Origin of the sequence: Sphingobium baderi (assembly GCF_001456115.1) — a bacterium.
Taxonomy (GTDB): domain Bacteria; phylum Pseudomonadota; class Alphaproteobacteria; order Sphingomonadales; family Sphingomonadaceae; genus Sphingobium; species Sphingobium baderi_A.
Window position 1 is genome coordinate 1,779,509 of the sequence record NZ_CP013264.1, and the last position, 25,919, is coordinate 1,805,427.

General features: G+C 58.6%; 25 protein-coding genes and 1 pseudogene. 22 read left to right on the forward strand and 4 right to left on the reverse strand.

Annotated elements, in window-relative coordinates:
- Positions 1 to 2: 2 nt before the first annotated feature.
- Positions 3 to 314 carry a type II toxin-antitoxin system RelE/ParE family toxin gene (locus ATN00_RS08925; protein ID WP_062064043.1) on the forward strand — a complete coding sequence of 104 codons (312 nt, stop codon included), beginning with the start codon at positions 3 to 5 and terminating at the stop codon, positions 312 to 314.
- A 78-nt stretch (positions 315 to 392) separates the two neighbouring features.
- Here ATN00_RS08925 and ATN00_RS08930 read toward each other — a convergent pair whose 3' ends face one another.
- Positions 393 to 902 carry a hypothetical protein gene (locus tag ATN00_RS08930; protein WP_156415248.1) on the reverse strand — a complete coding sequence of 170 codons (510 nt, stop codon included), beginning with the start codon at positions 900 to 902 and terminating at the stop codon, positions 393 to 395.
- 80 nt (positions 903 to 982) lie between these two features.
- Between ATN00_RS08930 and ATN00_RS08935 the strand changes: the two genes are divergently transcribed.
- The 7 genes from ATN00_RS08935 (at position 983) to ATN00_RS08965 (ending at position 6,381) form a co-directional block, all read left to right on the forward strand.
- Entirely contained in the window at positions 983 to 1,279 is a 297-nt protein-coding gene (locus ATN00_RS08935; RefSeq protein ID WP_062064047.1) for a hypothetical protein, read from the forward strand.
- Positions 1,280 to 1,342: 63 nt separating this feature from the next.
- Positions 1,343 to 1,858 carry a hypothetical protein gene (locus ATN00_RS08940; protein WP_062064049.1) on the forward strand — a complete coding sequence of 172 codons (516 nt, stop codon included), beginning with the start codon at positions 1,343 to 1,345 and terminating at the stop codon, positions 1,856 to 1,858.
- Positions 1,859 to 1,985: 127 nt separating this feature from the next.
- A complete protein-coding gene (locus ATN00_RS08945; RefSeq protein ID WP_062064051.1) occupies positions 1,986 to 2,231 on the forward strand; it encodes a hypothetical protein in 246 nt (81 codons plus the stop codon).
- Between the two features lie 530 nt (positions 2,232 to 2,761).
- Positions 2,762 to 3,013 (forward strand): helix-turn-helix domain-containing protein, encoded by a 252-nt coding sequence (locus ATN00_RS23655; protein ID WP_197413706.1) that lies wholly within the window; start codon positions 2,762 to 2,764, stop codon positions 3,011 to 3,013.
- A gap of 253 nt (positions 3,014 to 3,266) precedes the next feature.
- Positions 3,267 to 4,859 (forward strand): site-specific integrase, encoded by a 1,593-nt coding sequence (locus ATN00_RS08955; RefSeq protein WP_197413707.1) that lies wholly within the window; start codon positions 3,267 to 3,269, stop codon positions 4,857 to 4,859.
- A complete protein-coding gene (locus ATN00_RS08960; protein WP_062064058.1) occupies positions 4,856 to 5,935 on the forward strand; it encodes a site-specific integrase in 1,080 nt (359 codons plus the stop codon). Before ATN00_RS08955 ends, ATN00_RS08960 begins: the two co-directional genes overlap by 4 nt.
- A gap of 230 nt (positions 5,936 to 6,165) precedes the next feature.
- Positions 6,166 to 6,381, forward strand: coding sequence for a DUF6538 domain-containing protein (locus ATN00_RS08965; protein ID WP_062064060.1), 216 nt, complete (start codon positions 6,166 to 6,168; stop codon positions 6,379 to 6,381).
- 277 nt (positions 6,382 to 6,658) lie between these two features.
- On the opposite strand, the gene ATN00_RS08970 is transcribed toward ATN00_RS08965, so the two are convergent.
- Together ATN00_RS08970 and ATN00_RS23660 are read right to left on the reverse strand one after the other, a co-directional pair.
- On the reverse strand, positions 6,659 to 9,133 hold the full coding sequence (locus tag ATN00_RS08970) for a TonB-dependent receptor (protein WP_062064062.1): 2,475 nt from the start codon (positions 9,131 to 9,133) through the stop codon (positions 6,659 to 6,661).
- A gap of 254 nt (positions 9,134 to 9,387) precedes the next feature.
- Positions 9,388 to 10,992, reverse strand: a complete 1,605-nt coding sequence (locus ATN00_RS23660) for an amidase (RefSeq protein WP_062064064.1) — start codon at positions 10,990 to 10,992, stop codon at positions 9,388 to 9,390.
- A 232-nt stretch (positions 10,993 to 11,224) separates the two neighbouring features.
- On the opposite strand from ATN00_RS23660, the gene ATN00_RS08980 reads away from it, so the two are divergent.
- Positions 11,225 to 12,595 (forward strand): FadR/GntR family transcriptional regulator, encoded by a 1,371-nt coding sequence (locus tag ATN00_RS08980; protein ID WP_062064066.1) that lies wholly within the window; start codon positions 11,225 to 11,227, stop codon positions 12,593 to 12,595.
- Positions 12,596 to 12,762: 167 nt separating this feature from the next.
- Here the strand turns inward: ATN00_RS08980 and ATN00_RS08985 are convergent.
- A pseudogene (locus ATN00_RS08985) lies at positions 12,763 to 13,415 on the reverse strand (DUF899 family protein).
- An 84-nt stretch (positions 13,416 to 13,499) separates the two neighbouring features.
- On the opposite strand from ATN00_RS08985, the gene ATN00_RS23380 reads away from it, so the two are divergent.
- From ATN00_RS23380 to ATN00_RS09045, 13 genes are all read left to right on the forward strand, one after another.
- Positions 13,500 to 13,820, forward strand: coding sequence for a hypothetical protein (locus tag ATN00_RS23380; RefSeq protein ID WP_062064070.1), 321 nt, complete (start codon positions 13,500 to 13,502; stop codon positions 13,818 to 13,820).
- A 178-nt stretch (positions 13,821 to 13,998) separates the two neighbouring features.
- Positions 13,999 to 14,904, forward strand: coding sequence for a tetratricopeptide repeat protein (locus ATN00_RS23385; RefSeq protein WP_156415249.1), 906 nt, complete (start codon positions 13,999 to 14,001; stop codon positions 14,902 to 14,904).
- A 308-nt stretch (positions 14,905 to 15,212) separates the two neighbouring features.
- The gene (locus ATN00_RS09000) at positions 15,213 to 15,941 is read left to right on the forward strand and encodes a DUF2569 family protein (RefSeq protein ID WP_231746430.1); all 729 of its coding nucleotides are present in this window, start codon (positions 15,213 to 15,215) and stop codon (positions 15,939 to 15,941) included.
- Between the two features lie 527 nt (positions 15,942 to 16,468).
- Entirely contained in the window at positions 16,469 to 16,681 is a 213-nt protein-coding gene (locus ATN00_RS22840) for a Flp family type IVb pilin (protein WP_082635143.1), read from the forward strand.
- A gap of 50 nt (positions 16,682 to 16,731) precedes the next feature.
- Positions 16,732 to 17,682, forward strand: a complete 951-nt coding sequence (gene cpaB / locus ATN00_RS09005) for a Flp pilus assembly protein CpaB (protein WP_082635144.1) — start codon at positions 16,732 to 16,734, stop codon at positions 17,680 to 17,682.
- Positions 17,683 to 17,692: 10 nt separating this feature from the next.
- The gene (locus ATN00_RS09010) at positions 17,693 to 19,195 is read left to right on the forward strand and encodes a type II and III secretion system protein family protein (RefSeq protein ID WP_082635145.1); all 1,503 of its coding nucleotides are present in this window, start codon (positions 17,693 to 17,695) and stop codon (positions 19,193 to 19,195) included.
- 13 nt (positions 19,196 to 19,208) lie between these two features.
- Complete coding sequence (locus tag ATN00_RS09015) at positions 19,209 to 19,505, forward strand: hypothetical protein (RefSeq protein WP_062064073.1); 297 nt, start codon at positions 19,209 to 19,211, stop codon at positions 19,503 to 19,505.
- Positions 19,506 to 19,522: 17 nt separating this feature from the next.
- Positions 19,523 to 21,088 (forward strand): pilus assembly protein TadG-related protein, encoded by a 1,566-nt coding sequence (locus ATN00_RS09020; protein ID WP_062064075.1) that lies wholly within the window; start codon positions 19,523 to 19,525, stop codon positions 21,086 to 21,088.
- Between the two features lie 8 nt (positions 21,089 to 21,096).
- Complete coding sequence (locus ATN00_RS09025) at positions 21,097 to 21,639, forward strand: TadE/TadG family type IV pilus assembly protein (RefSeq protein ID WP_062064077.1); 543 nt, start codon at positions 21,097 to 21,099, stop codon at positions 21,637 to 21,639.
- On the forward strand, positions 21,636 to 22,286 hold the full coding sequence (locus ATN00_RS09030) for a TadE/TadG family type IV pilus assembly protein (protein WP_062064079.1): 651 nt from the start codon (positions 21,636 to 21,638) through the stop codon (positions 22,284 to 22,286). Before ATN00_RS09025 ends, ATN00_RS09030 begins: the two co-directional genes overlap by 4 nt.
- A gap of 57 nt (positions 22,287 to 22,343) precedes the next feature.
- Positions 22,344 to 23,555, forward strand: coding sequence for a CpaE/TadZ family protein (locus ATN00_RS09035; protein ID WP_082635146.1), 1,212 nt, complete (start codon positions 22,344 to 22,346; stop codon positions 23,553 to 23,555).
- Complete coding sequence (locus tag ATN00_RS09040; protein ID WP_062064082.1) at positions 23,555 to 24,916, forward strand: TadA family conjugal transfer-associated ATPase; 1,362 nt, start codon at positions 23,555 to 23,557, stop codon at positions 24,914 to 24,916. The genes ATN00_RS09035 and ATN00_RS09040 overlap by 1 nt, the downstream gene beginning before the upstream one ends.
- Positions 24,916 to 25,917 (forward strand): type II secretion system F family protein, encoded by a 1,002-nt coding sequence (locus ATN00_RS09045; protein WP_231746431.1) that lies wholly within the window; start codon positions 24,916 to 24,918, stop codon positions 25,915 to 25,917. Before ATN00_RS09040 ends, ATN00_RS09045 begins: the two co-directional genes overlap by 1 nt.
- Positions 25,918 to 25,919: the final 2 nt, after the last annotated feature.

Here is a 25,919-nt window from a genome sequence, read left to right on the forward strand (position 1 = left end):
CCATGGGTTATCGCATTGTCGTCACGCCGGAAGCGCGTGACCAGCTTGATGCGATATATGATTATATCGCCTATGCAGCCACTCCCGACATCGCTCGGCAATTTACCGATGGCATTGTCGATCGTCTGGCGATGCTCACCGATTATCCCCGGACAGGTTCACCACGCCATGATCTGCGGCCCGGATTGCGTACTCTGGCTTATCGGCGCCGCGTGACCATTGCCTTCATGGTCGAGGAGGCTGCGGTTGTGGTGATCGGCTTCTATTATGGTGGGCAGGATTTCGAAACCATGCTCCGTGATGAGCAGTCATGATCAGGAATGAACAGATTGTGTGGCGGAAAAGAGTGGATAATGAGTATATCCACTCTGCGCCGTCTCACCGGCACAAGGTCATTCGATTGCCGGAAGCGTGATGCCTCCGGCGATATTACCCACAACCTTCGCCAGCTCTGCTATATTCACGGCTGGGGCCAGGCCCTGAACGGTCTTCAGGCTGATCCGCTTGATGTCAGGCAAGCTGCCGGACGGGATGACGAAGAACTCCCATTGGGAGGGATCGCGATGATCGGCGCTGTCGTCGTAGATACCGTGATGGGCGAGGACATAGAGATGGGCCGCCCGCCCGGGTTTCTCGATCCACCTCGTACCGCCCTCCCAATAACCGGTCCGGGCCGCGACATCGAAGCTGGGCTTGTTGGGCTTGTCCGTTCCCCAGGATTGCCGGGCCGCCGATTGCTTCACTTCCAGACGCAGGCCGTCTGATCGTTCGAAATCCCACCCGGCATAATCAGCGCTGCACCATGTCCATTCCGGCTCCAGCGCGAGCGCGATGATCGCCTCCGCGACATGCCCCCTCAGGATATTGGTGATCAGCGGTTTGCCGAAAGCGGCCTGTGACACCTTCTCGACCACTTCCGTGGTGCCGAAACCGCGTGCCGTAGAAATTGATACGTGTTCGATGTTACCCTCCGTCGCCCTGAATGGATCGGGGCGACGGCCTGAGCCGGATGTTGGAAACCTCGGCAAAGCACAAGGCGCTGCCGCCTTTGGGCAGAGCCTTGGACATGCGCGACAGCCATCCGGCCGCCGAAATCGATGACCGGTTGCTTTGCTCTGGGGTTTCCACGCCCCACTCCCGACCTATCGAGAGCAGGACGGTCTTAGCCAAAGACGGCAGTGAAGGAAAGTTGCTGTTCCCGCAGAGGGCGGATCAGGCTGATTGTATTGATGAGCGGTCGCACCTCGATCCGCAGGAATTGGCGCTTTTCCGGCAATAACCCATTGTTCCGGTGTGTCTTTTCCATAGGAAATAAGTCCCAACAACTTCAAAGGTTTATGCAATGAAAGGGACTGAAACCAAAGCGCCCGGAGTGCCGCAGGCGCTTGTCGATCTGGTCGGCGATCATTTTCTGGAAGCGGCCCGTTATCTGCGCGAGATACAGGACGCCTATCCCAAGGAATTTGTATCGGTTGCCAAAAAGCTGAAGGTCGGGCGACGTAAAGCCTATGAGCTTGTACGGATCGATCGCCGATTCCACGATCTGGGCATAGCGCCCGAGCGGCTGAGGCAGATCGGTTGGACCAAATTGGCGCATCTCGCATCCCATGTGGATGCCGACAATGTCGAGAAATGGTTGGCGCTGGCGGAAACCGTCACTGCCCATGAGTTGAAAATGCTGCTTCGGGGCACGGTGATCGATCCCGAAACGAGGGCGGTCGTCCTGTATCTCGACAAAGTTCAATATGGCATTTTCGAGACGGCGCTGCTAACCGCAGGCGCGATTAAGGATTCCGGATGCCTGCTGAACAGGGAGGCCGCCCTTACGAGGTTGCTCGATGGAGTTGTGGTCGAGTGATCCCTGCCTCCGCCGGGGAACTCCAGCGCAATGGCCTGGGCTAAGGTTTGTCCCGGCGCCGCAAAGCTCTCTTGCGTTGCCCGGTGGTTCGGCATCATCTTCCTCATCGAACAGGAGGAACTGGCAAATGAACGATGTGGGTCGACAGACGATAACGCTCGATGACATCGAGGAGCATGAAACGGCACGCTGGATCGACGAACAGCTCGACCGGATCGAACGTCTCGTCCGCGAGCATGGAGCTGACGACGAGATGCTGGAAGCGATCAGTTACTTGCGCGAGGATAATGAGAGTTGGGTTCCGTCTGAAGTCGAGGAACTTGATCGATCGGGCAGGCTGCTGGTGCCTCGTGAGCGAGGAGACAGCCACTGATCCTGCCCCGGAGGCTGGATACCCTATAGTCTGGGGCAGCCTTTCCCCGGGCACTGCTGCGTTGCGCGTTCTTGACCACCTCCATGTGCTGTGGCACAAACCCGGCAGTTCATCAGAGGGCAGGGCCGCCTGAACGCCGATACCGGCATTCGATGACTTGGATAGTTCCAACGTCATTGAAAGCTCCGGCCCGTGTTTCGCCTTTTCCCTTATCAGCACTATCATGCCCCGGTTGATCTGGCGGCTGGCATCCGTTCGCCCGCGTGCTTTGAAAGCGGGGCGATGCGTCCGTTCGGTGCCGCGCCGGTGCCCTTGGCGCGTTCATCGCTTCCTCCCCCCTCACGCGCTCCGCCGCCAATAGCAGCATGGTGAGATGGGCTGTGCAGGCCTTCTCCACCCCTACCGATGCGGTGACATCGAACGCTGATAATGCTGCCTTCGATCATCCCGCCACGCACGGCTGCACGGCGTATCATCCTCTTCGAACGCTGCCGGGCAGCCAGAAGATCCATGCTGAAAAGAGGCAGGATATGAAGATCAACATCAAATGCAGGAAGGGCGCGCTAACGGCCCAGCCCCTGCCGGGCACCAAGCCCGACCAGATTGTCGCCATGCCCGTCGAACTGCTGACGGTGCGCGAGGCCGCGAGCATTGCCCGGGTATCGGAACCCACCATTCGCCGCTGGCTTCGGTGCGAAGGGCTTCCCCGCTTTGGTTCCAAGGGCCGGGTCAGGATCGACAAGGCGGACCTCGTGAAGTTCCTTAAAGGCGAGGGTGCCTGATCCTTGTGAATACCCCAAATAACTATAGCCAGGGAATAATATATATGGGGTTTCACAATTTTCCATGATTGAGCAAAGGTAATTAACAATGACCAATAATGCTCATAACAAGGTAAAATCAGGGCTAAATGAATTGCTCCTGACATTTGCAGATTTGAGCGCATATTTGATCAAAAGTGATCGCCCTCATACCGAAGTGATCTTTTTGTGTTCCGCGCTGAGGGTAGCCGACCGACTGATCGGTCATGGCGTGATGGATACTCCCGCTGACCAGCGCCAAGTCTTCGCACGGTTGGAAGAGCTATCACCGGCCATGGCCAATATGTCGGAAGGGTCCTATGCCAACTTCAAGTCACGGATACGCAAGGTGTTCCGTTTGGCCCATGGCAGGGCGTTCAACCCACGGTCGCGTTACCCGCTCACCGGGGAATGGGGAGCCTTGCAGGCAACTCTCGATGTCAGGACGCAACGCTCCACATCCCGTCTGTTTCACTTCGCAGCCCGTCACGGCGTTCTGCCAGAGCAGATGTCTGACGCCCTGCTTGAGCGCTTCGTGGCCCATCTGCGCGATGAGGCGATGATCGGCAATTGGCTAGGAACGCTCCGGGAAAATATCAAGGTCTGGAACAGGCTGGCTGCTTCGCGGGACGATCTTCCGTTTCTGATGCCGCCTCCGGTTAAGCGGACTCCTTATTGGATAGCATTTGAGGAATGGCCAGAAGGGCTGCGTGAAGAAGTGATGGCCCTGCTTCACAGGTTTGCCAATCCGAATATTTTCATGGGCCGGAAAGTCAGGAAGCTCTCGCCAAATACGGTGCAGCAGTATCGTCACATGATTGCCACTCTGGTTTCGGCCATGGTCGGTGATGGAGTTCCGCTCGCGCGCCTGAACAGCTTGGCTGTTGCTCTGCATCCCGATCATGTTGCGCGGGCGCTTGCGTTTCTCGCCGCACGTGGCGGAGGTATCGTAACTGCGACCATGATGCAGATGATGATCCGTGTTCGGGTTATTGCTGGCATGTGCAATTTGCCGGAGGAACAGCGGGAAGAGCTTGAGGCCATTTCGTATAATCTGGAGGAAAACGCTCCGCCGGAACGCAAAAGGCGGTATATGGCCTCGAAAAACCGGGTGCTTCTGGACCGGATCGAGCATGACAAGCGGTTCGCCGCCCTCGTCTTTACGCTGCCTGATCGTCTCGCGAGCGAAGCCAGGGCAAAGGAGGACAAACGGTCTGCGCCCGCGCTGATGCGTACGGCGCTTGCCATCCATCTCCTCCTTACCTGTTCCATGCGGCGGGAAAATCTTGTCAATTTGGAGCGGGGCCGGTCGATCAAGCGGATCGGCCAGCCGCCGGATCATAAGTGGATCATCGATCTGACACCTGAAGAGGTGAAAAACGGACAGGAATTGCGGCATGAACTGGAAGGGCCGACCGTCGAATTGCTGGAGGAATATCTCGCCGATTGGCGTTCGCGGCTTTGCGCCAAGCCCAATTCCTGGCTTTTCCCCGGACCGGATGGGGAGAGGATAGACCCCAGGACCATGGCGGTCGCGGTGCAGGCGCAATCAAGGCGCGTGTTGGGCGTTGCCATCTCTCCTCACCAATTCAGGCATATTTCAGCCGACAGCTTCCTTCAGGCTCATCCTGACAAGCTCGATCAAATCAGTGAGCATCTGGGCCATCGCGACCGGAACACCACGCGCTACTATTATGCGCGCTCGAAACAGAAGCAGGCAAGCAGGGCCTATCGCAAGCATGTATTGAAGCTGCATGACGAGGCGACCCGCTATCTTGTCCGGCATGGCCGCAAGCGCAGGCATTCCGATGGGAGTGACGAGCTATGATGCCGCCATTATGCCTCAGGGTTGAGGATTGGCCATCCATCGACCAGCAGATATGGCGTGAAGCACGCATGCCGATGCGGTTCGACCGCCGTGCGCGGATCGCCGGAGGTTGGAGCGAAGCGCGTTGCAAGATCGTCTGTCAGGGATATGGTCAGTGGCTTTCCTGTCTCATCCGCTGGGGAGAGCTTGATCCCACGGAGCCTCCAGAAAGCCGGGTGACGCACGAACGGATCGAAACGTTCGTCACCGAGATTCAGGCACGGGTTGCACCTTGGTCGGTCGCGATGATGGTGCAGGCCACTCAGCGCATGCTGACGGTCATGGCTCCGGATCATGACTGGCACTGGCTGGATGCCGTGGTTGCCAACCTGAAGCGCCTTGCCCGACCTGCTCGCGATAAACGGCCCCATATGGTCGATCCCGTCCAACTCTATGGGCTCGGTATCGGCCTCATGACGGAAGCGCGGCGACGGGCAGCGGATGGAGACTATCATGCCGCGACCATGGGCCGCGATGGTTTGATCATTGCCACCCTGATCGCCTGTCCTGTCCGCATCGCCAACCTGACGATGATCGAGATCGGCCGCCATCTTTTAGCCGCCGAGGGTGCGTATATGCTGAGGTTCAGCGAAGAGGAGACCAAGACCGGGCGCGCGATCGAGGCCGAACTGCCGCCGCAACTGACGCCCTGGATCGACTTCTATCTGCGCGTCCATCGCCCGCGTCTGCTTGAACGCGGTGACGACAGGTCGACCCGCAATTTGTGGATCAACCGGTGGGGAACCCCGATGATCGAGCATGCGGTCCGTGATCAGATCAGGAAACGGACAGGCGATGCGTTCGGCAGGCATGTCTGGCCCCATCTGTTCAGGGCTATCGCGGCAACGGGTATGGTCGACCACGCGCCAGAGCAGGCCGCGCTGCTTCCCGATCTGCTGGGGCATGGCGATGAGCGGACGAGTAAGCGCCATTATGTGCTCTCTTCCGGCACGATGGCGCACAGGGCCGTGCAGTCGGTGATGCTCGATCTTCGTCGAGCTGCTGCTGGCTACCTCAGGTCTGGCGGACGAACATAAACGGGGTTAGGGGGTACACATAAATCCCCTTGGCCCAGGGTTACACATCTGGTATACACGAGATGTGATCACTTCAGGTAAGTGGTTGATTTTCTTGTGAGAGATAGCCAAGGATTAACTCCCCCTCGGCTCCACCAACCCTCCTGAAAGGGTTGTCGGAAAGAAAAACCATTGGAAAACAACGGGTTTTCACGGTTGCCTGTTACGTTTGTAACAGGAGCAGCGTAGCAATGTGTACGTATCTCGAACAGGTCGGTAGCACCTATTATTTCCGGCGCATGGTGCCCGCAGAATTGTGGGCGATCATCCGCACGAAAACCGGCAAGCCCCGGTCGGAATGGAAGATCTCCCTCAATATGAAAGACAGGGCGGAAGCGAAGCGCCTCCTGCTGGTTCGTATCCGGGCCACAGACGTTGAAATGGGCGCGGCCTGCCGCTTTGGCTAGGGGATTGAGAACCCTATGATGTCAGGACATGACGTCGACGTTTTGCGATCATTCGGCCGCTAGGTTGCGTGGCAAAGAGTAGCGAGAGCGGCGCTGATGCGAGGCTAACGGAGCCGAGGTAGGAACTTTTGCTCTTATCGTGGCGGGACGTGAGAACGGGGCTTTGTGGGCAGCAGGCGTGCTGAGGCTATAGATCGCACTATTGTGGAGCAGAAAAAATGAAGGCCGTGCATTAGCGCGACCTTCATTTCTGTGCGAACTGCTGCTTGGGAGCAGGTCAGAACTTGTAGCCGATCGTGGCTCCAAAGGTTTGCGGCGCGCCCTGGAACTTTATCGACTGACCTAACGACAAATAACCGTTGAACTGAGACACGTAATAATGCGTTTCCAACAAATTTTTGCCCCAAATGGATAGCTCAATACCATTATTTAGTTCCAGGCCGATCCGGCCGTTGAGCAATCCATAGCCCTTGAGTTTGCACTGCTGATTATACACAGCATAATCGGCGGCGCGCTTGGCGGCGGTGTCGGCCGGGTTCGTCGCGCTCGTTCCATAGGTCAGGTCGGGCGTATCGTTACACATCGCACGACTTCCCTGATAGGCATAATTCATGCTGGCAACGAGTTCGCCCCCTGAATAAGGAATACGTTGGGTGGCCGCCACATTATATATCCATTTTGGCGCCTGGAGCACTTCTTCGCCGCTACGGTCAATCGTCATACCGGTCACGCCGCTCACTCCTGTGAATGAACCCGCTTTATATTTTGACCAGAGGCGGGAAGCCGCGACATTCAGTTCCATGCCTTCCCAAGGTTGGGCGGTGGTTTCCAGTTCGATACCATGGGAACGGACCTTGCCCGCATTCTGGACGAATTGTGTCAGCGCGCCATTGGCGAACAGGTTTACAATGTTCTGGGCATCGTTGCGCCAGACGTAGAAACCGGCAAGATTAACGCGCAGGCGGCGATCCAGGAAATCACCCTTGAAGCCGATTTCCGCATCTTTCACTTTTTCAGGTTTGAAAGACCCAAATCCGGGCGGCGTTTGACGGGTGTTGAAGCCGCCGGCCATCGCGGCGCCGCCGGTCTTGGCATAGATGAACTTGCCGTCTCCCATTTGATAATCAAGGCCCAGTGTCCATGCGGGATATTTGAATTTGGCGCTCAGCGGCTGGGCACAAGCATCGCCTGCCACTGTTCCGGCATTGACCCCGACCTGACAGGTGCCAGGCTGCACCACGCGCACCGGGAAGCCGAGCGATGCGACGGGCGTGATGATATATTCCGGAGCCGAGGTCGCGTTGTTTATACCGCGCCGGACGATACTACGGGTATCCCAGGTATAACGAAAGCCCGCCGTCGCACGCAGCGAATCGGTCAACTCGTAATTTGCCTGGGCAAACAATGCTCGCGACGATGATTTGAAATTGGAAAAACCGAACGTCGATGGGGCAATCTGACCATTGGCATAATTCGGCCCAAACGCCGGATTAAGAGCGAGAAACTTTAGATCCGTCTTCTGGAAGGGATAGGATTCCGTTTGTTCATGGCCGCTTTCGCGGAAGTACATCCCGCCAAAAATCCAGTCGAGACGGTCAACCTTGCCTGAAATCTGCAACTCTTCGCTGAACTGCCGCTGCACATAATCGGACCCGTAGGAAATGACAGGCACGGGCGTGCCGTCAATATCGGCCTGATCGCCGGTGTTCGAATGCCGCCATGCCGTAATCGACTTGATCTGGGCGCCGCCGAGGTCGTATTCGATCGTGCCGCTCACGCCTTCCGCCCGGTTGTGATTCCATGGACTGTCAACATTGTCGCTACCAGTTTGCGGATTGCTATAGTTTCGATAGAAATTATTGCCCTGGGACTGAAGATACTGGCTTATATTCTGGCTAGCATAAAGGCCTGCAGATGCTCCGGTAGGATTGACTGCTGTCAGAGCAGAGTTGTTGTAGCTGTCCTTCGTACGAATAATATCGCCACGAATGATGATTTCCAGCGGCGATCCTGCGGGTGCGAAACGCAATGTGGCGCGCGCGTTGATGTCATGCTTGATCGTTTCAGGATCCACCGCGCGCAGAGGATTTTTCCCCAGAGGACCACGTTCCGAATAACGGCCCGCCACGCGAAGCGAGAGTTCGTCACCATTCAGCGGCAACGTGACGGCACCTTCAACCGAACGGAAATCGCGATTGCCCAGCGTGCCCCGTATATAGCCGGTCAGTTCACCGCCGGGGACGACAGTCGTCAAATTCAGCGCACCGCCTGTGGTATTGCGACCGAACAACGTCCCCTGGGTGCCGCGCAGCACTTCAGCTGACGCAAGATCCAGCAGGCCGAGATTTCCAATCATCGGACGGCCATAATAAACACCATCGACATAGATGCCCACGGCAGCATCCGTTGCCGAATTCGGTGAATTTTGGGCATTGCCGCGAATAGCGACATAGGCAAGGCCTGAGTTGCCGGTGCCTCCGATCTGGATGGAAAGGCTGGGCGCCGCCTGTACGATCTGGGCGACGCTGGTAATTTGCCTCTGCTGCAAGGCGGTGGTGTCAAGCGCGGTTACGGCGACCGGCGTGGTCTGAAGATTTTCGCTGACCTTTCGGGCCGTGACGACAATCTCGCGAATGCCTCCCTGATCCTCGTCCACTGCTCCCGCTTGCGCTGCCGCAGGCGCGATCGACAATAGTCCAAGCGATAATATAGTTGTGGCGAAAAGAGTGCTTTTTTCAATATAAATATTCATTATTTTACCTCCCACTACAAATTAATATTTAGATCATTGGTCGTTACGAATATTTTCGTTGACGATATTATGCCTTTGCCAGGGGCCCAATCGCTTCCGGCACTTCAATGAAATCAAGGAAACCGCGCGCCTCCGGCTCGCGCCAAAATAGGCAAGCCGGAGGCTCACATCGCTTTGCAGCATCTTTGGCTCAGATGAGCGGCCTAAAGGTCACTTATCTCCTTGCTACCGTCTGTAATTTGGCGCTTCTCCGGTCACGCTATCGGGGGAGATCCCAGTTGCGGCAGTGCGGCCTCGACAGCACGTGCCACACGAAGGACGGTCGCTTCGCTGCCCCACTGCCCCAAAATCTGAAGACCCACCGGCAATCCGCGCACAAGTCCACAAGGCACCGTTACAGCGGGATAGCCCATGGTATTCGCGATAAAGGTGAAATCGGTGCCCATATACATATTGTCATAAGGGATCGCCCAGCCGGACGGCACCGAGGGCGCGACCGTAAGCATCGTCGGCGAACAGATAACGTCATGCTTGGCGAAGATCGGATCAAGTTGCCCATGCAATTCCTTATCACTGGGCAAGCCATTGAGGTTGGGTGGAAACTTGCTCATCAGGCGCTGCGGGGGCGACAGCAGTCCACTATGCTCCGCCAGGAATTTCTTGATCGGCGGAAGCTCGAAGCAGGGAATGCCGGTGACACTGCTCTCGATCAGCCATTTTTCCATCATGCTGGTATCCGGTACGTCGCCTACGGGGTCCATCTCGAATCCGCCCTGCCCGACCGCCCGCTGAAGGTCGGCCAGCAAGTCGCCATTGCCCCAAGGATGCGAAATCAGAGCCGTCGACATCGTGACGTCGGCTCCCGCTCCTGCGAGCGCATGTGCGGCCAATTGAGCCGAGGCAAGAACCGCCGGATCGGGCTTTAGCCTGCCGAAATCGGGTGACCATGCGACCCTCATGCCACGCACGCCTGTTTCGAGCCCGGTTAGCCCGTCTGGGGCGGGGGTTTGAATGGCCCGGCTCATTCGCGGGTCGGGTCCGGAGATAATCTGTAGCACCACCGCCGCGTCGCGCACCGACCGCGCCATCGGTCCTGCGCTTCCCCGCAGGCCGCAGTGAAAACCTCCATAGCCGGGAACGCGCCCAAATGTCGGCAGGACACCGACGAGGCCGCATAATGAGGCAGGGATGCGGGTCGAGCCGCCACCATCCGTTCCGATCGCGACAGGCACCATGCCAGCCGCCACTGCGGCTCCGCTGCCGCCACTCGATGCCCCTGGAATGCGCGAAGTATCCCATGAGTTGACGGCTTCCCCCGCCACATAGGATTTCGAGCGGGGCCATGCCGCGAATTCGGGCATGTTCGTCGTTCCCACGATGATCGCGCCGGCGGCGCGGAGGCGTTCGACGATCGTGCCGTCAAAGCTCGGCCGGAAATTGGCAAACACCTGTGAGCCGCATGTCGAGGGCAGCCCCTTCGCCCAGATCTGGTCCTTTATCCCCATCGGCACACCATGCAGGGGCCCCAGCGGCTTACCATTAGCCACTGCCTTGTCGGCCTCGCGCGCTGCGCGGCGGGCACCGTCAGGATCGACATGAACAAAGGCGTGGAGCAACGGATTCAGCCGTTCGATCCGCGCCAGGAAATGGTTGGTGACTTCCAGCGCGGAGACTTCCTTTTTGGCTATCATGTCGCGCAAACGCGTCGCGGGCAGCCAGGTAAGTTCATCGCCGGTCGATGTGGCCGCCCGCGCGACGTTCCCCAGGAGAGGTGCGGTGGCCGCACAGGCCATGCCGCCCAACATCAAGCGCCGGGAAATGTTGATGTTGATGCCGCTATCCCTGTCGTCCTTACCCATCACCCGCTCCTCGAATCTAATTAACAAACCTATTTATCCCCATTAAATTTGAGTTTGTCGATATGATTGTTGCAATAACATACCTAATTAAATGGCTGTTTACGGCGCCGGGATGCGCTTGGGCGAGAAGGAAGAGGCGCGGATCCGTTGCCTTTCAAGCGCATGAGAGGGTAATGGTTGCGCGGGATGTTGCCGATCCGGATTTGGAAAATGCGTTGAAAGGAAGCGTCATTTGGCTGAAGCGAAAGCGGCGGTACTGGCCCGTCAGATTGCCCAGGACCAGGCAAGGTCGGGATTGCAGGCCGGCTCGCTCTTCGGTTCAGCCACGCAATTAAGGGCCCGATATGGGGTGACCGAGGCGATGCTGCGCCAAGCGGTGCTTCTGCTGGAAGAAAAAGGCATCGCCTTTTCACGCCGCGGCGTGGGCGGGGGGATTATCATCGGTGCCCCCGATAGCAGTTCCGCCGCGCGCACGGCTGCCATATATCTTCAGTTTCAAGGGGCGACTGCCGAACTGTGCGAATTATCGACGCGGGCCAATCATTGGCTTACCGCATTATCATCGAAAGACGGACTCAGCCTCGCCACTGCCGATTACCTCAGAGCCGAAGCGGCACGGCTGGCGAAGATCAATTTTGCGTCGGAGGCTTATCGCCATCTCCAGCTCCGGACGATCATCGCGGCAAGCGCGGGTGGAGCTGCGCTTGCCCTTTCCACGCAAGTGGTAAACCAATTGTTGCTCGATCTTACGGTGGACACGAACGTGTATCGCTCGACCAGCGAAAGATATCGGCTCTATTGGGAAATGACGCACAAAAAGCTGGAAGCTTTCATTGCCGGCGACGTGGAGGCAAGTATTCGCCTTCATGACGAGAACCTCAGTCTCGTCGAACGTGAGGTCCAGAGGAGTGCCCAATCGGAAGGTGAGGCCGAACGGCCTTTACCACAATCTCGCAAGGCCGAATGGGTAGTACGTGCGATCTTGCGCGACATGCGAAACAGAGGCTGGGTAGCCGGAGACCGGCTCGGGTCGGAGCCCCAACTCATGAAGGCTTATGGCGTCAGCCGACCTGTCATCCGCCAGGCCGTGCGCCTGCTCGAGTTGCATCGAGCAGCTGCGATGCAGCGTGGGGCTCACGGTGGGCTGGTCATCAGCACGCCCGATGCTGAATATGCCACCCAAGCCATGGTCAAACATTTGCAGGAAGCGGGCGCAAGTTGCGCGCAGGCGCGAAACTTGCGGCGGGAAATTCTTCTTCGCCATGTTCCAGAGTTTTTGCCGGGACATATTCCGCATCTGGAGGCGGCGTTTCGTGCCATGGCAAAGAAGATGCCGAGCGAATTTTGGGCGACCGGTGCGTCGGCTCTCACCGAAATCTGTCGCGGTGCGAACAATATCGTCGGGTTATTCTTGGTGAACACTTTGCGAGAATTCGAATATGATCATACCGAAGTGCAATCGCCAACTGATCCCGATCGCCATGCGGCGCTGCAGGCTCTTGAAGCGGTAGTGACATCGATCGTTCGGAAAGATAGTTCGCGTGCACAACGCGCAATCATCCAGTACTGGATGATTGAAGGCCGATATTTAGCGAATCGCTGAATTCTAATAGGCTTAGATGCCTTTGGACCGACGTCTGAAGAGTAGCCAAGTCGGCTGATTGTCCTTCAGGCTGATGGTGGAACGGAGGCGAGCGATCGGTCCAAAAAATAGTAATATCGTTTAGGTTCGATTCCGGCTCGGCCTAAAATTATAATAAGTATCTGATTTTAAGCATGTTTGTTGTCGGGCCAGTTCATCGCGCCCATCAGCAGCTCTGTCCTGCGATGATGGGGCGAGTAGCTGTGGAATATGGCGCCCGCCTCATCCTTCACGAACAGGCTTGGCCCGAACATGTCCGCGCTGCGCTGTCTCTTCAGCCCGTAATTGTAGAAGGCGCGGGCCGTCTCGCGATCCTCCTGGTGAACGATACGCCGAAATCGTGGTTGAAATCGCCTTCACCCGATGACACCCAAGGGCCCGATGACACCCAAGGGAAGGTCCAGCCCATTCTCGCCCTGACCACCTCGATCCACTCGATGGGAGCGGGGGCGGCGAAGGCGAGGTCAGCATGCTCGAAATGCCGCCGGGCGGCATTGGCATGATCCATTGTGTAGGAGCAGCCGGGGCTGAGATGCTCGGAGCTTGGTGTCAGCATGAAGGGATAGATGGCGAGCTGGCTGTGACCGTCGAACAGATCGGCCAAGGTGCACGCGCCATCTGGTCTCTCGAAGAGATAGTCCTTGTCCACCCGCACCCAAGGCAGCGCTCGACGCTTGGCACGTGGTGTATCGAGGGCGGCGTGGGTCATGGCGCGTTCCTTCTCGAACAGTGCCTTGTGCGCGCTCAACCAGTCCTCGCGCGGAACGATCTCGTGGGTCATGGTCCTTCTCCTTTCATGATCGACAATCGCGGCCAGCCAGATTCAGCCAAGGGCGACAGATGAACGAGGCTCATCAAGAGGTACATGACAGTCATGCCGTCGATAGGCAGGAACGTTCGTCTCGCCGCGCACAAGGCAAGCGGCGGGGCGTCGAACGCCGAGACCAACGCCATGGCCATCAGGCTCGGTGTGGCCGACAGCGTGATCCAACGGGTCGGACCGCTCGGCTTGTCTGCTGCCATGGAGATCGTCATGCTCCACTCCGAGGAACTCGAGCCGGATTTACTGGCGACCGCCGGCAAGGTCGACTCCCTGGAACGCGGCCGTGCCTGTCGCTGGATGGCACGGCAGATGCCGGGTTTCCCGACAAGCTTGTTACGCCCGGTCGCGCTGACGTTTGGTTAGCTCCTGTCGACGCAAATGATGATAGGAGTGCAAACATGAAAATATCGGCCGCAGAAATCACTCGTGAATACGGTCCCTTGCCCGGCATCGACACTGTCCATGGTCTCAGCTTCGACGGGCGCTATATCTGGTTCGCGCCGACAAGGTGAACGCCCTCCATTCCAACAGCGGCGAGCTCGTGCGTACAGTCGACTTCCCGCCGATGCGGGGGCGGCATCCGACGGCACCCGTCTTTTTCAGATCGGCAAAGCGGTCATCCGCAAGATCGACCTCCAAGCTGATAAGTTCATTTCCAGCATTCCGACACCTTGGCAAGCCAATCCCCACCATCCGGGCAGCCGGGATCGCGGCGAGGGCGATCCTGCGCCAGCACAAGTCGCGCAGCCAACAAATCGTCGGACCAGCGGTCGTCCTTTCCACCCATTTCCCTTTATTCCCGACGGCTGTCGCGGATATTGAAGGCGCTGACGACAACGGGCGGTCGGTGATTCCGTCCGGGGCTGCATGGGAAAAGAGCGGAGGGGCTATGTCAATTTATGGCCGGGCAAGATCGATTGGTTTTGGGATATTGCTGCTCGTGGGGTTGCCGCTGTCCGCGGAAGCACAAACCCCGTATATCCCCGATGTCACGGAAGCGCGGGAACAGGAATGGAGATCCCTCACAGCATCCGCGCAAAGGGCCTATGAGGCGGGCGGCAGCGCCGAAGGCGTCGAGCAAGCGCGCAAAGCCTTGTCTATCGCGGAGGAATTATTTGGCGGGGATGATCCCCGCACCTTGATTTCGGAAAATGATCTGGCGTTGCATCTGGATGCGCTTCATCACGATGCGGAAGCGGAGCGATTATTCCGCCAGATATTCGAAGCCTATCTTCGAACACGTGGCGAAGATGACCAGAATACACAGCTGGCATTGGAAAATATCATCGATTTCTATATTTCGCGCGAGCGGATCGATATCGCGAGATCCACGGCGGAATATGCATTGGACAGCTTCCGCAGGACAACGGGAAAGAATAGCGATCGAAGCAAGCGAATGGAGCGCATCGTTGAAAGATTGACGCAGATCCCAGCAGCGAAGGATTAATATGACCTGGGCAGAGACGGATTTCGAAGTCAAATAAAGACTGAATATCAATATTCATATATCGCGATTGACATATGCAGTATCGTTTTTCGATCCGTTATGCAGGAGCGCAGTTGATATGGCTCTTTAACATGTGCTGACGGTGTGGATTTCATGTTCTTATGAACCAATTGCGGCCTTGTGCGTTTGCTGTTTGTTAACCAACTTGTGATGATGATGCGCGCATGCAAGGCAATTGGCAGATGATGAAGACGGGGTGGTTCGCATTGGGTCGAACCCTGTATGCCAAAAGTGTTGCGGCTGTGAACATGATCGAATTGAACATGTGCGGCATCGTGACCGGATGGGTTGTCGTCGCCGCCTTGATGTGCGGCATCCGCATCGCTTTCCCTGCGACGCCGCTGAGACACGGGGCGGTAGCCACGGCGGCTGCTTTCCTGCCATATCTGGTGGTCGTGGGATTGCCTCTGGTCGCATTGGCATGGGGGTTGCGGTTGTTTCCGCGCGGGGCGCTGTTCGACCAGCCCTCCATCCGGCTGGCTCAGGTCGGATGCTGGCGGCGCGTCGATTGCTTGACGGCGCGCGACATGTCGCATCATGGGTTGTTCGGCCTGATGGCGTCGCTGCTGATCGGGTTGCTCATCAATGTCCCGATCCGCACGACCGAGTTCCTGACCGCTATGCCCGCGCTGGGCAGCCATGCGCCGCATTGGTTCACGGGCATCTACATGCTGATGCTGGCCGATTGCGCCATCATCAGCAGCCTGTATCTGTTCGCTTTCGCCATGGCGCTGCGGATGCATCCCCTGTTCCCCCGCTTCCTGTTGCTGGTCTGGGGCGTGGACCTTCTGGCGCAGATCGGCATTGCCAAAGGGGCGGCGCTGATGGGGGCCATGCCCCATGATGTCCAGGATGCAATGGTCGAATTGCTATCCGGCAATCTCAAGAAAGTGCTCATCAGCGCGGCGATCTGGCTACCCTATCTGCTCTTGTCGGAGCGGGTGAACCTGACGTTCCGACACCGCCTGCCTGCCTGAAAGGCGGAACGCGAGGAGAGGTTGCGGACGCTCGCACCCACGGGGGGGGAAGCGGATCGTCCACTCCCACCCAAAACCGTCATTCAGCGCAAGGGTTCGCAGATGGTATCACTGCCTTCTTTTTCCACATATTTCACGCTGTTAACCAATTTCTCATTGCGTGACGGAGTATTTTGACGTCACTATCCTGGACATGGAAACTCTTAGTGATAGCCAGTATTAACTACGATTTATACTGTTATATATCTAAAGTTATAGTATATTGATTCGGTGTAAATTCTTGCGTTAACTATTTCTGAGAGCGGCATGGTTAACAAAATATTGGCGTAACACATTGAAAAAAAGTGTTAAAAAAAGGTGTATTGACTATTCGGGGCATCGGGGCGCTATTTGTTCTCGTCTTCGCGGAAATGCCAATGCCTGGCAGTCGTCGAAAAGTCGACGCCGGGGTCGCAAGGTAAAAGGCCCCGCCGCGCAAGTCAGTGGGAAAGCCGGATAGTCCGGTTTAGTAATCGGGGTGACTAGACATGACGATCTTCAAGAATCTGTGGAAAGATGAGGGCGGCGCTTCGGCAGCGGAATATGCGCTGATCCTGGCGATTGTGGGCACGGGTATTGCTGTTGCTGCGGCAACACTGGGTGGAGCAATTTCTGGTGCAATGACGAAAGCGACGGATTGTATTAATGAGGGTGCGGGGCAGGGAACTTGTCCGGCTGCCCCCGTCGATCCGAACGCTTGATTTAATATCTGAACTGCCGATGTCTTTGCATCGGCAGTTCATTGCTTTTGATGGCTTTGGGGGAACAAGCCGTGGGGCAGCGCCGATCTTTAATCATTCTGGTCTTCGCAATTCTGCTGGGCCTTGCGGCGGTCTATATCGCTAACACCTTCCTCCTCAAGAAGGAGCAGCAGCAGGCGCAAGTGCCTGAAGGCATGGCGAAAGTCATCGTCGCGCGGATCGCGCTGCCTTATGGCACCCCCATCACCAATGAGAATATCCGCGTGGTCGACTGGCCGCGCGGCGCTTTGCCTGCGGGCACCTTCCATTCGCCGCTGCAACTGACCTCCGCGGGCAAGCAGCGCATCGTCATTCGCGCGATCGAGGCGAACGAACCCATATTGCCCAGCAAATTGTCCGGCGAGGGCGGTCGCGCTTCCATGGCGGGGCTGTTGCGCGCGGACATGCGCGCCACCGCCGTGCGCGTGAGCGACGTCGCGGCTGCGGGCGGCTTCGTGCTGCCGGGCGACATGGTCGACGTGCTGGTCACGCGGCAGGAACAGAATGAAGCGGGCGGCCAGTCGCAGCAGATCACCGACGTGCTGTTGCAGGGCGTGCGCGTGATCGCCATCGACCAGAACGCCAACGACAACACGAAGGACCCGACGGTCGGCAAAACGGCGACGCTGGAAACCAGCCAGGTGGATTCGCAGAAGCTCGCGCTGGCGCAGAATGTGGGCCAATTGACGCTGGTGCTGCGTAACGTGTCCGACAAGCCCAATGACATGGTGCAGACCGTGGGCGTGGAGGATCTGCGCGACGGTGCCTATGTCGGCGGTTATCGTGGGGTTGCGCCGGCCTATGCTGGGCTTCCCGACGGGTTCATGCCCAGCGCGCCGCGCTATCGGCCTGCCGCCCGTGCGGTTACGGCGGCGACGCCCAAGCTCAAGTCCACCGCGACGGTCGAAATCGTGCGGGGGATCAAGGGCAGTTCTTATGAGGTGAAGCGCTATGGTAGATAAGGGGGCGCATATGCGGCTGGCACTGGGGGGTGCCTTCGCGCTCGCGATGATCGGCGGCGTGCCGGTCGCGAACGCGCAGGCGCAGCTTGCCGCAGGGGTACGGAGCAGCGATGCGATGCATGCCGGGCAACTCGACGTGCCGCTCAACAAGAGTCAGGTCCTGACCGTCGACCGCCCCTTCGCCAAGGCGCTGGTAGGCAGCGACGAGATCGCTGACATTCTGCCGATGACCAATCGCTCGCTCTATGTGCTGGGCAAGAAGGTAGGGACAACCAGTCTGACGCTGTATGACAGCCGCAACATGCTGATCGCGGTGGTGGACGTGGCGGTCGGCCCGGATGTGGTGACGCTGAAGCGGCAATTGGGTGAACTGATGCCGGGTGAGCCAATCAGCGCGCGCATTTCCAATGACGCGGTGGTGCTGACGGGCACGGCCTCGAGCGCGGCAACGATCGGACGCGCGACGGAAATTGCCAAGACCTATGCGGGTGGCGAGGACAAGGTCGTCAACATGTTGACCGTGGGTGCTTCGCAGCAGGTGATGCTGGAGGTACGCTTTTCGGAGGTGAACCGGGGCGCGGCGAAGCAACTGGGCTTCAACCACAGCTTCCTGGGGAACAAGACATCGGGCAGCATCGGCAATCTGGCCGGGCAATCCATATTGGGCACGCAGGACAATGGTGTGCCGACCATCGCGGTGGATGGGCTGAAGGATGTGTTCGGCGTGGGCACGGTTGCCTATTCCATCGGCAGCCTCAACCTTTTTTCCGCGCTGGACGTGCTGGAGCGCAAGGGGCTGGTGAAGACGCTGGCCGAACCGACGCTGGTAGCATTGTCCGGGGAGACGGCCTCTTTCCTCGCAGGCGGGGAATTCCCGATCCCGGTGATCCAGGGCAGCAACAATGGCGGCGGCGGTGGCGGCGGCAACAATAATGGCGGCGGCGGCATCACCATCGAATTCAAGCCCTTCGGCGTCAGCCTGGGCTTTACGCCCACGGTGTTGAGCGACGGCATCATCAATCTGGTGGTGGAGCCGGAGGTCAGCTCCATCGACCCGTCCGCTTCGGTGACGATCAACGGCCTCGTCATTCCGGGCCTGTTGACGCGCCGGGCCAAGACAGTGGTGGAACTGCGGGACGGGCAGAGCTTTGCGATTGCGGGACTGCTGCGGAACGATTTTCAGGATACGGTGCGGCAATTGCCCATCCTCGGCTCCATCCCGATCATCGGGACGCTGTTCCGGTCCACCGGCTTCCAGAAGCAGGAGACGGAACTGGTGATCGTGGTGACGCCGCGCCTGGTGAAGCCGATGCGGGCGGAAGATGTCCGGCTGCCTACCGACCGGGTGGGCAATCCACATGAACTGGACCTGTTCATGATGGGGCGGACGGACAAGGCGGTGGGGATAAATCCGCTCGATCCCAACGCCATGCCGCCCGAAGCCGGGAGGGGCAGGGTGACCAGCCCCGCCTCCGCGCCGCAGCCCGACGCGCAAAGCGGTTATGAACCATGAAGGGGGAAGCGTGATGCGTTATTCCATATTCGCCTGCTGCGCGCTGATCCCGTTGGCGGCGGCCTGCACGCCCAATGACCCGACGATGGGCGGCGCTATCCGCACCAACTATGCCCAGCAGGTCATAAACCCGGCCCCGCTTTATGAAGGGCAGGAGATGGAAGGTGGCGACGGCGCGCGCGCGGCGGCGGCGGTGGAACGCTATCGCACCGACAAGGTGAAGCAGCCCCGCACCATTCGCACGACTTCCGGCAGCGGCGGAGGGGGCGGCGGCGGAAGCAGCGGCGGATCGAGTTCAGGTGGTTTTTAGGAAGTTGGGGTGAGGTCATGTCCATCAGGCGCAAAAGGCTGATAGCAGCGACGGGGGGCGCGGTTGCGCCTACGGTTGCGCTGTCGCTCTTTGCCTTGATCGCTGCAGGTGGAATCGCGTTTGACTATGCGCGGCTGGTGGCAATGGACACGGAACTGCAAAGCGCAGCCGATCAGGCCGCGCTGGCGGCCGCGAGCCAGTTGAATGGGAGGAGCGGGGCCTGTGCAAAGGCGGTGCAGGCCGCGCGCGACTTGATCCGGAATGATACCCGTTTTGCTAATGACAATAATGGGTTGGCCGTGTCGATCGCCAACGAAACGGATTGCGATGCGACGGGCGATGTCCGTTTCTATGCGACAAAGGATAAATCCACGGCCGCCACCGATGATGCAACGGCCAAGTTTGTGGAGATCAAGGTGGGCACCCGCCGTGCCAATTATGCCTTCACGCCCATCGTCGCGGCGTTTTACGGGGATGCATCCGCAAAAGCCTATGCCGGGGTCGATGGCGCACTCTGCGCGGTTGTGCCTTTCTTCATCTGCAATCCCGATGAGCCGCTAAGCAATATAAATCCGCTCTATCCCGTTTCCATCGCGCCGGGGACCGGCATTCGGATGCTGGAGGGCGGCAATCAGAAGGGTCCCGGTAATTTTGGCTTCCTGGCTTATGCGGGACAAGGCGCGAATAATCTGGCAGCAGCTTTGTCGGCCAATGCGGTGTTGGACGATTGCTCCAGCGTATCCGTTTCTGTCGAAACAGAACCGGGGCAGATGACATCGGTGTTCGATGCGCTAAACCGGCGTTTCGACATCGTTGGCAATGGTAACACTTGCCCGCAGGGATCGTGTTCCCCCTCGACAAATGAAGTCAAGGATCTGGTCCGGCAGGCAAATAGCTGCAACTGGAAGGAGAACGACGCAACGGCAGCAAGTCTTTCGACTAATAGTCCCGGTCGTTATAGGCCTTCGACTAATGCTCCGTTGACTTCAACTGTCACGCCAGAAATCATGGGACTTCCCCGCGACATATGCCACGCCGTCAGCAATACGGGGGTATGTGCCGGAAGCCAGATCGGCAATAGCGTATGGGATCGCGGTGCATATTTCCGTGCCAACCATCCCGGTCTCGACTGGATGAACGAGCCAGGGTTGGGTGCGAACGTAACCCGCTATCAAACCTATTTGTGGGAAGCGGAGGATTCGGCCAATCGACTGAGAACCAAGCCATCGTCTGCAAGCGGGTGGGCGGCCTATGGTTCACCGCAGCCAGGAGTTTGCAGCGCGCCGGGCATAGCGCCCAACACCAATGGCATGGACCGCCGGCGGTTGACGGCAGCGGTCGTCAATTGCCGGGCCGCAGGCAATATCAACGGGCGCAAGACGATCCCCGTTGCGGCGTTTTCCGATATCTTCCTGGTCGAACCAAGCATGAACCGAACGAAGTGCAGCAGTGGTAGCGGTTGCAACGAGAAGATCACTGATAATCAGGACATCTATATCGAATTCATTGGGGCATCAGGCACGGGCCAGGGCGGTGGCACCCCTCAGATCACACGGCGCGATACACCGCGCCTGATCGAATAGGTGCAGCGATGTGGACAGGCCTGTTAAACAAGCAATCCGGTACAGCGGCCGCTGAGATGGCGCTGGTGACGCCACTGCTCATCATATTGATGTTCGGTTCTGTTGAACTGGGCAATTATTTCCTGAGCGAACATGTCGTGGTGAAGGCCGTGCGGGATGGCGCCCGCTATGCGGGCCGGCTCGGTTTTTCCAACTATAGTTGCTCTTCTGCGTCTACTGAAAATACGCCGGGAGGCAGCGTCGTTGCAAATACGCGCAATCTGGTGCGGACAGGGCAGGTCACAGGCGGCACATCGCGACTGGCGGGCTGGACCAGCGATGAATCCATCAGTGTGACCTATGACTGCGTGGATTCAGCCAGCACCAATCCTTCCAATCCTATCTATTCCGGCATCTATAGTGGTATGACCTATATTCCAGTGGTGAAGGTGGCAATTGTGACTTCTGGCGAACATCGCCTCAAATATAACTCCCTTTTCAACGACCTGGGATTTGCAGGCAGCACCTTATATCTGAGTGCCAGTTCGCAGTCGGCAGTGATGGGGTTATGAGACAGCTTTCTTCCCTTGCCGGCGACAAGCGGGGGGCAACGGCCGCGGAATTCGCGATGGTGCTGCCGTTGCTGTTGATATTCCTGTTGGGGATCATCGACGCCGGGCGTTGGATGTGGACCTTGAACCGGGCAGAGAAAGCAACGCAATTCGGCGCACGCTATGCCGTGGTTACGGACATGGTCCCCAATGCACTGGCGAACTACAGCTTCGCCGCGCAGGGCGGAATTCCGCAAGGCCAGCCAGTGGGGATGGCGGACTTTGGTGGCGTGCGTTGCATATCCAGTGGAACTGCTGCGACATGCACATGTCAAGGAAGCAAATGCGGCCCTTCACCGCTCATCAGCAACCAGGCGAACGCGAATGTGGCGTTCGGACTGATCGTGAAATGCATGCGCCGGATATTGGGGGAACTACCCAGTAGCGCGGTGCAGATCGACTATATCAATTCGGGCCTGGGATTTTCGGGCGATCCCAATGGCCCGGACGTCGCTCCACTGGTGCGGGTCAGCATCACGGAGGACGGTATTCCCTTCACACCGATCGCGCTTTTCAATCAATTTACCTTTCCCATGCCGTCTGTCGCCGCCGAACTGACGATGGAGGACGGGCAGGGCAGCGATTTTGCGAAATGTCCATCGTCATGAAGTCAATCACGGTAAAATAGCGAGAGGCAATCAGTCACATTGAAAGGTCATCGAACAGTGGGCATCGGAACAAAGGCAGGCGAACCGGAAATCTGGACGCTCGACAGCGGGCGGAACGGAATCGACGTCATCCTGTCGGAGGAAGAAGTGCGCTCGTCGGACCTGACGGCTGGCGAGGGGACTGGACAGGTGTTGCGGCTTACCATGCAATCCGTCGATGCGGCGCTGCCTGCCGCGGTGATTGAGCAAGCCCATGCCCTGTTGCTGGAGGTGCGCCCCGACAGCTTTGTGTCGATGGAACGGTTAAGAGGCTTGCGTCGGTCGCATCCAGACTTGCCGGTCGTAGCGGCGGTGCGCGATGCGACTTTGCCCGTGATGCGCGAATTGATGCGGGGCGGCGTGACCGACGTAGTCAGCCTCCCGCTGCGCGCCGATGAACTGTCCAATGTGCTGCGCGATCTGGCGGCATTGTTGGAAAAGCGACAGGGTTCGATCGCCCATGGCCAGCTCATCACGTCGATCAAGACAGTGGGGGGTGTGGGTGCCACCACCATATTGACGCAGATGGCCAGCCTGGATGCGCGCAAGGGTGCGGCGTCAGAACGACGCGTCTGCCTTATCGACCTGGACGTGCAGTTCGGCAATGCGGCGACCTATCTGGGTGCGGACAGTTCATTGACACTCAACGATTTGTTGGCTGCGGGCAATCGTGTGGATGCCGAACTTTTGCGGACCGTCACGTTCCAGACCGCATCGGGACTGAACCTCATCACCGCACCCAGCGACATCATGCCGCTTGAGGCTGTCGACCCGGAACAGATTTATCGTGTTGTCGAACTGGCCCGGCAGGAGTTCGACGCTGTCTATCTGGACCTGCCAGGCAACTGGACCAACTGGTCGCTGTCGCTGGTCGCGCGGTCGGACATATTGTTGCTAGTCGTGGAACTCAGCATCGCGAGCCTGCGGCAGGCACGGCGGCAGATCACGCTGCTGCGGAATGAGGGCATCAATCCGAAGCAACTGCATGTGGTGGCTAATCGCGTGGAAAAACGGCTGTTCCGACCGATCGGGCTGGAGGAAGCGGAAAGAGCGCTGGATCATCCGATCGAATTCAGCATTGCCAATGATTTCCCGCTGGTCAATTCGGCGCTGGATCAGGGCGTACTGATCGAGGATCTGAAAGCCAAAAGCCGAGTGTGCAAGGATTTCCAGGCGCTGGTGGAGAATTGCGCCGCGCAGGCAGCGCAGAGCAGGCAGGGTCAGGGCTGATGTGGAAGATCGACAAATCCGGTCCGGTCGAGACGGAGCGCGCAGAAACGCCCGAAGAGGTCAATGACCAGCGCCGCGAACGGGACGAGCAGCGGCATATCGATCTGAAGGTGGCGCTGCATCAGAAGTTATTGGACCTTATCAACCTGTCGGCGCTGGACAGCATGTCGCGCGCGCAGGTCGAAGCCGAGATCGGCGAGATCGTCTATGAACAGCTTGCGCTTCAGAAACATGCACTCAACCAGGAGGAAAGGCGGCGGCTGGTTGGCGATATATTGGACGAACTGCTGGGGCTGGGGCCGCTGGAACCTCTGCTGAAGGACGCCACGGTCAACGACATATTGGTCAACGGCTATAACCTGGTGTTCGTGGAACGGCACGGGCGGCTTGTGGAAACGCCGGTGCGCTTCAAGGATGAGAAGCATCTGCTGCGTATCATCCAGAAGATCGTGTCGGCGATCGGACGTCGGGTGGATGAATCGGCGCCTTATGTCGACGCCCGGTTGGCGGACGGGTCGCGCGTCCATGCCATCGTGCCGCCGCTGGCGGTGGATGGATCGCTGCTTTCCATCCGCAAATTCGCGCGCGTGCCGATCGACATGGCGAAGCTGGTGGCGCTGGGCAGTGTTCCAGAAGCGGTGGCCGACGTGTTGCAGGCAGTGGTCGGGGGGCGGCGCAACGTGTTGATTTCCGGCGGCACGGGATCGGGCAAGACGACGCTGCTCAACGCCATGTCCGCGTCCATCGCGGCCGATGAACGCATCCTGACCATCGAGGATTCCGCAGAGCTTCAGTTGCAGCAGCGCCATGTGGCGCGCCTTGAAACGCGGCCCGCCAATCTGGAGGGGCGGGGCGAAGTCACGCAACGCGATCTGGTGAAGAATGCGCTGCGTATGCGGCCGGACCGGATCATCGTCGGCGAAGTCCGCGCCGGTGAAGCCTTTGACATGTTGCAGGCGATGAATACCGGCCATGACGGGTCGATGACCACGGTCCACGCTAACACGCCGCGCGATGCGCTGGCGCGCCTGGAACAGATGATCGGGATGAGCGGAATCGATATTGCGCCCCGCTCCGCCCGCGCGCAGATCGCTTCGGCGATCAATGTGGTGGTGCAGGTGGGACGGCTTGCCGATGGGCGCAGGCGGTTGCTCAGCCTGTCGGAGATCACCGGCATGGAAGGGGAAGTCATCACCATGCAGGAGATTTTCCGTTTCCGCATGACGGGCCGTGACGAATATGGCGGGGTACTAGGCCGGTTCGAAGCGACCGGGATCAGGCCGCATTTCCTGGGCGAGCTGGCGGATCGCGGGCTGCATCTGCCGCCCGAACTGTTCCGGCCCGATATGGTGATCCACTGATGCCCAGCTATGTCATCCGCATCATGGTGCTGGTGCTGCTGTTCGTGGCGGTGTTGCTAGCCATCGAGGGGGGTGCGGGCTGGTATCGCAGCCGCGTTGGAACGAGCCGCGCCGTCAACAAACGGTTGAAGCTGATCGCCAGTGGCGCGCAGCGCAATGTCGTGCTGTCCAAGCTGCGCCGCGATGATGAGGCCGCGCGCTATGATGCGGAAAGTCCGTTCGGCCGCATGGCGTTGAAACTGGTGCACATGCTGCATGGCGCGGGCATCCCCTATACCGCACAGCTGGTGATGAGCGGCATGGCGCTGGCGGTGGCTATCCTGTTCGTGCTGGTAATGCTGCTGGCAGGCGTGGGCGGTTACGCGTTGACCGGCGGTGTAATCCTCTTAGCGCTGGTCTTTGCGATTGCGCTGGGTGCGGGCTTGCCGCTGTCGGTGATTTCGCGCCTTAACCAGCGGCGGCACAAGAAGATGGAGGACCAATTCCCGGTGGCGCTCGACACATTCGTCCGCGCCTTGCGGGCTGGGCATCCGATCGCGGCGGCGCTGGACCTGCTGACCGTCGAGATGAAAGACCCCATCGGCACCGAATTCGGCATTGTCGCGGACGAAGTGACCTATGGCGCGGACTTGCGGGATGCCCTGCAACGCATGGCCGAAAGGTGGGGCATGAACGACCTGCATATGTTTGTCGTGTCGCTTTCGATCCAGAGCGAAACGGGCGGCAATCTGGCCGAAATTCTCGAAAATCTGTCCGGCGTTATCCGGGAGCGCCACAGCCTGTTCATGAAGGTGCGCGCGTTGAGCTCCGAAGGTCGGACGACGGCGTTGATGCTGACGGTATTGCCCGTGCTAGCGTTCGTTGCGCTATTCATGATGAATCCCGGCTTTTATCTGGACGTGGCGCAGGACCGCATGTTCATCATCGGGTTCGGCGGTCTCGCGATGCTTTATGCCGTCGGATTCGTCACGATCCGGCGCATGGTCGACATTAAGGTCTAGGG

Bases quoted from the DNA above. Each gene is read 5' to 3' on its own strand.
- ATN00_RS08925 (WP_062064043.1), top strand. From the start codon at position 3: ATGGGTTATCGCATTGTCGTCACGCCGGAAGCGCGTGACCAGCTTGAT.
- ATN00_RS08935 (WP_062064047.1), top strand. From the start codon at position 983: ATGGATCGGGGCGACGGCCTGAGCCGGATGTTGGAAACCTCGGCAAAG.
- ATN00_RS08940 (WP_062064049.1), top strand. From the start codon at position 1,343: ATGAAAGGGACTGAAACCAAAGCGCCCGGAGTGCCGCAGGCGCTTGTC.
- ATN00_RS08945 (WP_062064051.1), top strand. From the start codon at position 1,986: ATGAACGATGTGGGTCGACAGACGATAACGCTCGATGACATCGAGGAG.
- ATN00_RS23655 (WP_197413706.1), top strand. From the start codon at position 2,762: ATGAAGATCAACATCAAATGCAGGAAGGGCGCGCTAACGGCCCAGCCC.
- ATN00_RS08955 (WP_197413707.1), top strand. From the start codon at position 3,267: ATGGATACTCCCGCTGACCAGCGCCAAGTCTTCGCACGGTTGGAAGAG.
- ATN00_RS08960 (WP_062064058.1), top strand. From the start codon at position 4,856: ATGATGCCGCCATTATGCCTCAGGGTTGAGGATTGGCCATCCATCGAC.
- ATN00_RS08965 (WP_062064060.1), top strand. From the start codon at position 6,166: ATGTGTACGTATCTCGAACAGGTCGGTAGCACCTATTATTTCCGGCGC.
- ATN00_RS08970 (WP_062064062.1), bottom strand. From the start codon at position 9,133: ATGAATATTTATATTGAAAAAAGCACTCTTTTCGCCACAACTATATTA.
- ATN00_RS23660 (WP_062064064.1), bottom strand. From the start codon at position 10,992: ATGGGTAAGGACGACAGGGATAGCGGCATCAACATCAACATTTCCCGG.
- ATN00_RS23380 (WP_062064070.1), top strand. From the start codon at position 13,500: ATGACAGTCATGCCGTCGATAGGCAGGAACGTTCGTCTCGCCGCGCAC.
- ATN00_RS09000 (WP_231746430.1), top strand. From the start codon at position 15,213: ATGATCGAATTGAACATGTGCGGCATCGTGACCGGATGGGTTGTCGTC.
- ATN00_RS22840 (WP_082635143.1), top strand. From the start codon at position 16,469: ATGACGATCTTCAAGAATCTGTGGAAAGATGAGGGCGGCGCTTCGGCA.
- cpaB (WP_082635144.1), top strand. From the start codon at position 16,732: ATGGCTTTGGGGGAACAAGCCGTGGGGCAGCGCCGATCTTTAATCATT.
- ATN00_RS09010 (WP_082635145.1), top strand. From the start codon at position 17,693: ATGCGGCTGGCACTGGGGGGTGCCTTCGCGCTCGCGATGATCGGCGGC.
- ATN00_RS09015 (WP_062064073.1), top strand. From the start codon at position 19,209: ATGCGTTATTCCATATTCGCCTGCTGCGCGCTGATCCCGTTGGCGGCG.
- ATN00_RS09020 (WP_062064075.1), top strand. From the start codon at position 19,523: ATGTCCATCAGGCGCAAAAGGCTGATAGCAGCGACGGGGGGCGCGGTT.
- ATN00_RS09025 (WP_062064077.1), top strand. From the start codon at position 21,097: ATGTGGACAGGCCTGTTAAACAAGCAATCCGGTACAGCGGCCGCTGAG.
- ATN00_RS09030 (WP_062064079.1), top strand. From the start codon at position 21,636: ATGAGACAGCTTTCTTCCCTTGCCGGCGACAAGCGGGGGGCAACGGCC.
- ATN00_RS09040 (WP_062064082.1), top strand. From the start codon at position 23,555: ATGTGGAAGATCGACAAATCCGGTCCGGTCGAGACGGAGCGCGCAGAA.
- ATN00_RS09045 (WP_231746431.1), top strand. From the start codon at position 24,916: ATGCCCAGCTATGTCATCCGCATCATGGTGCTGGTGCTGCTGTTCGTG.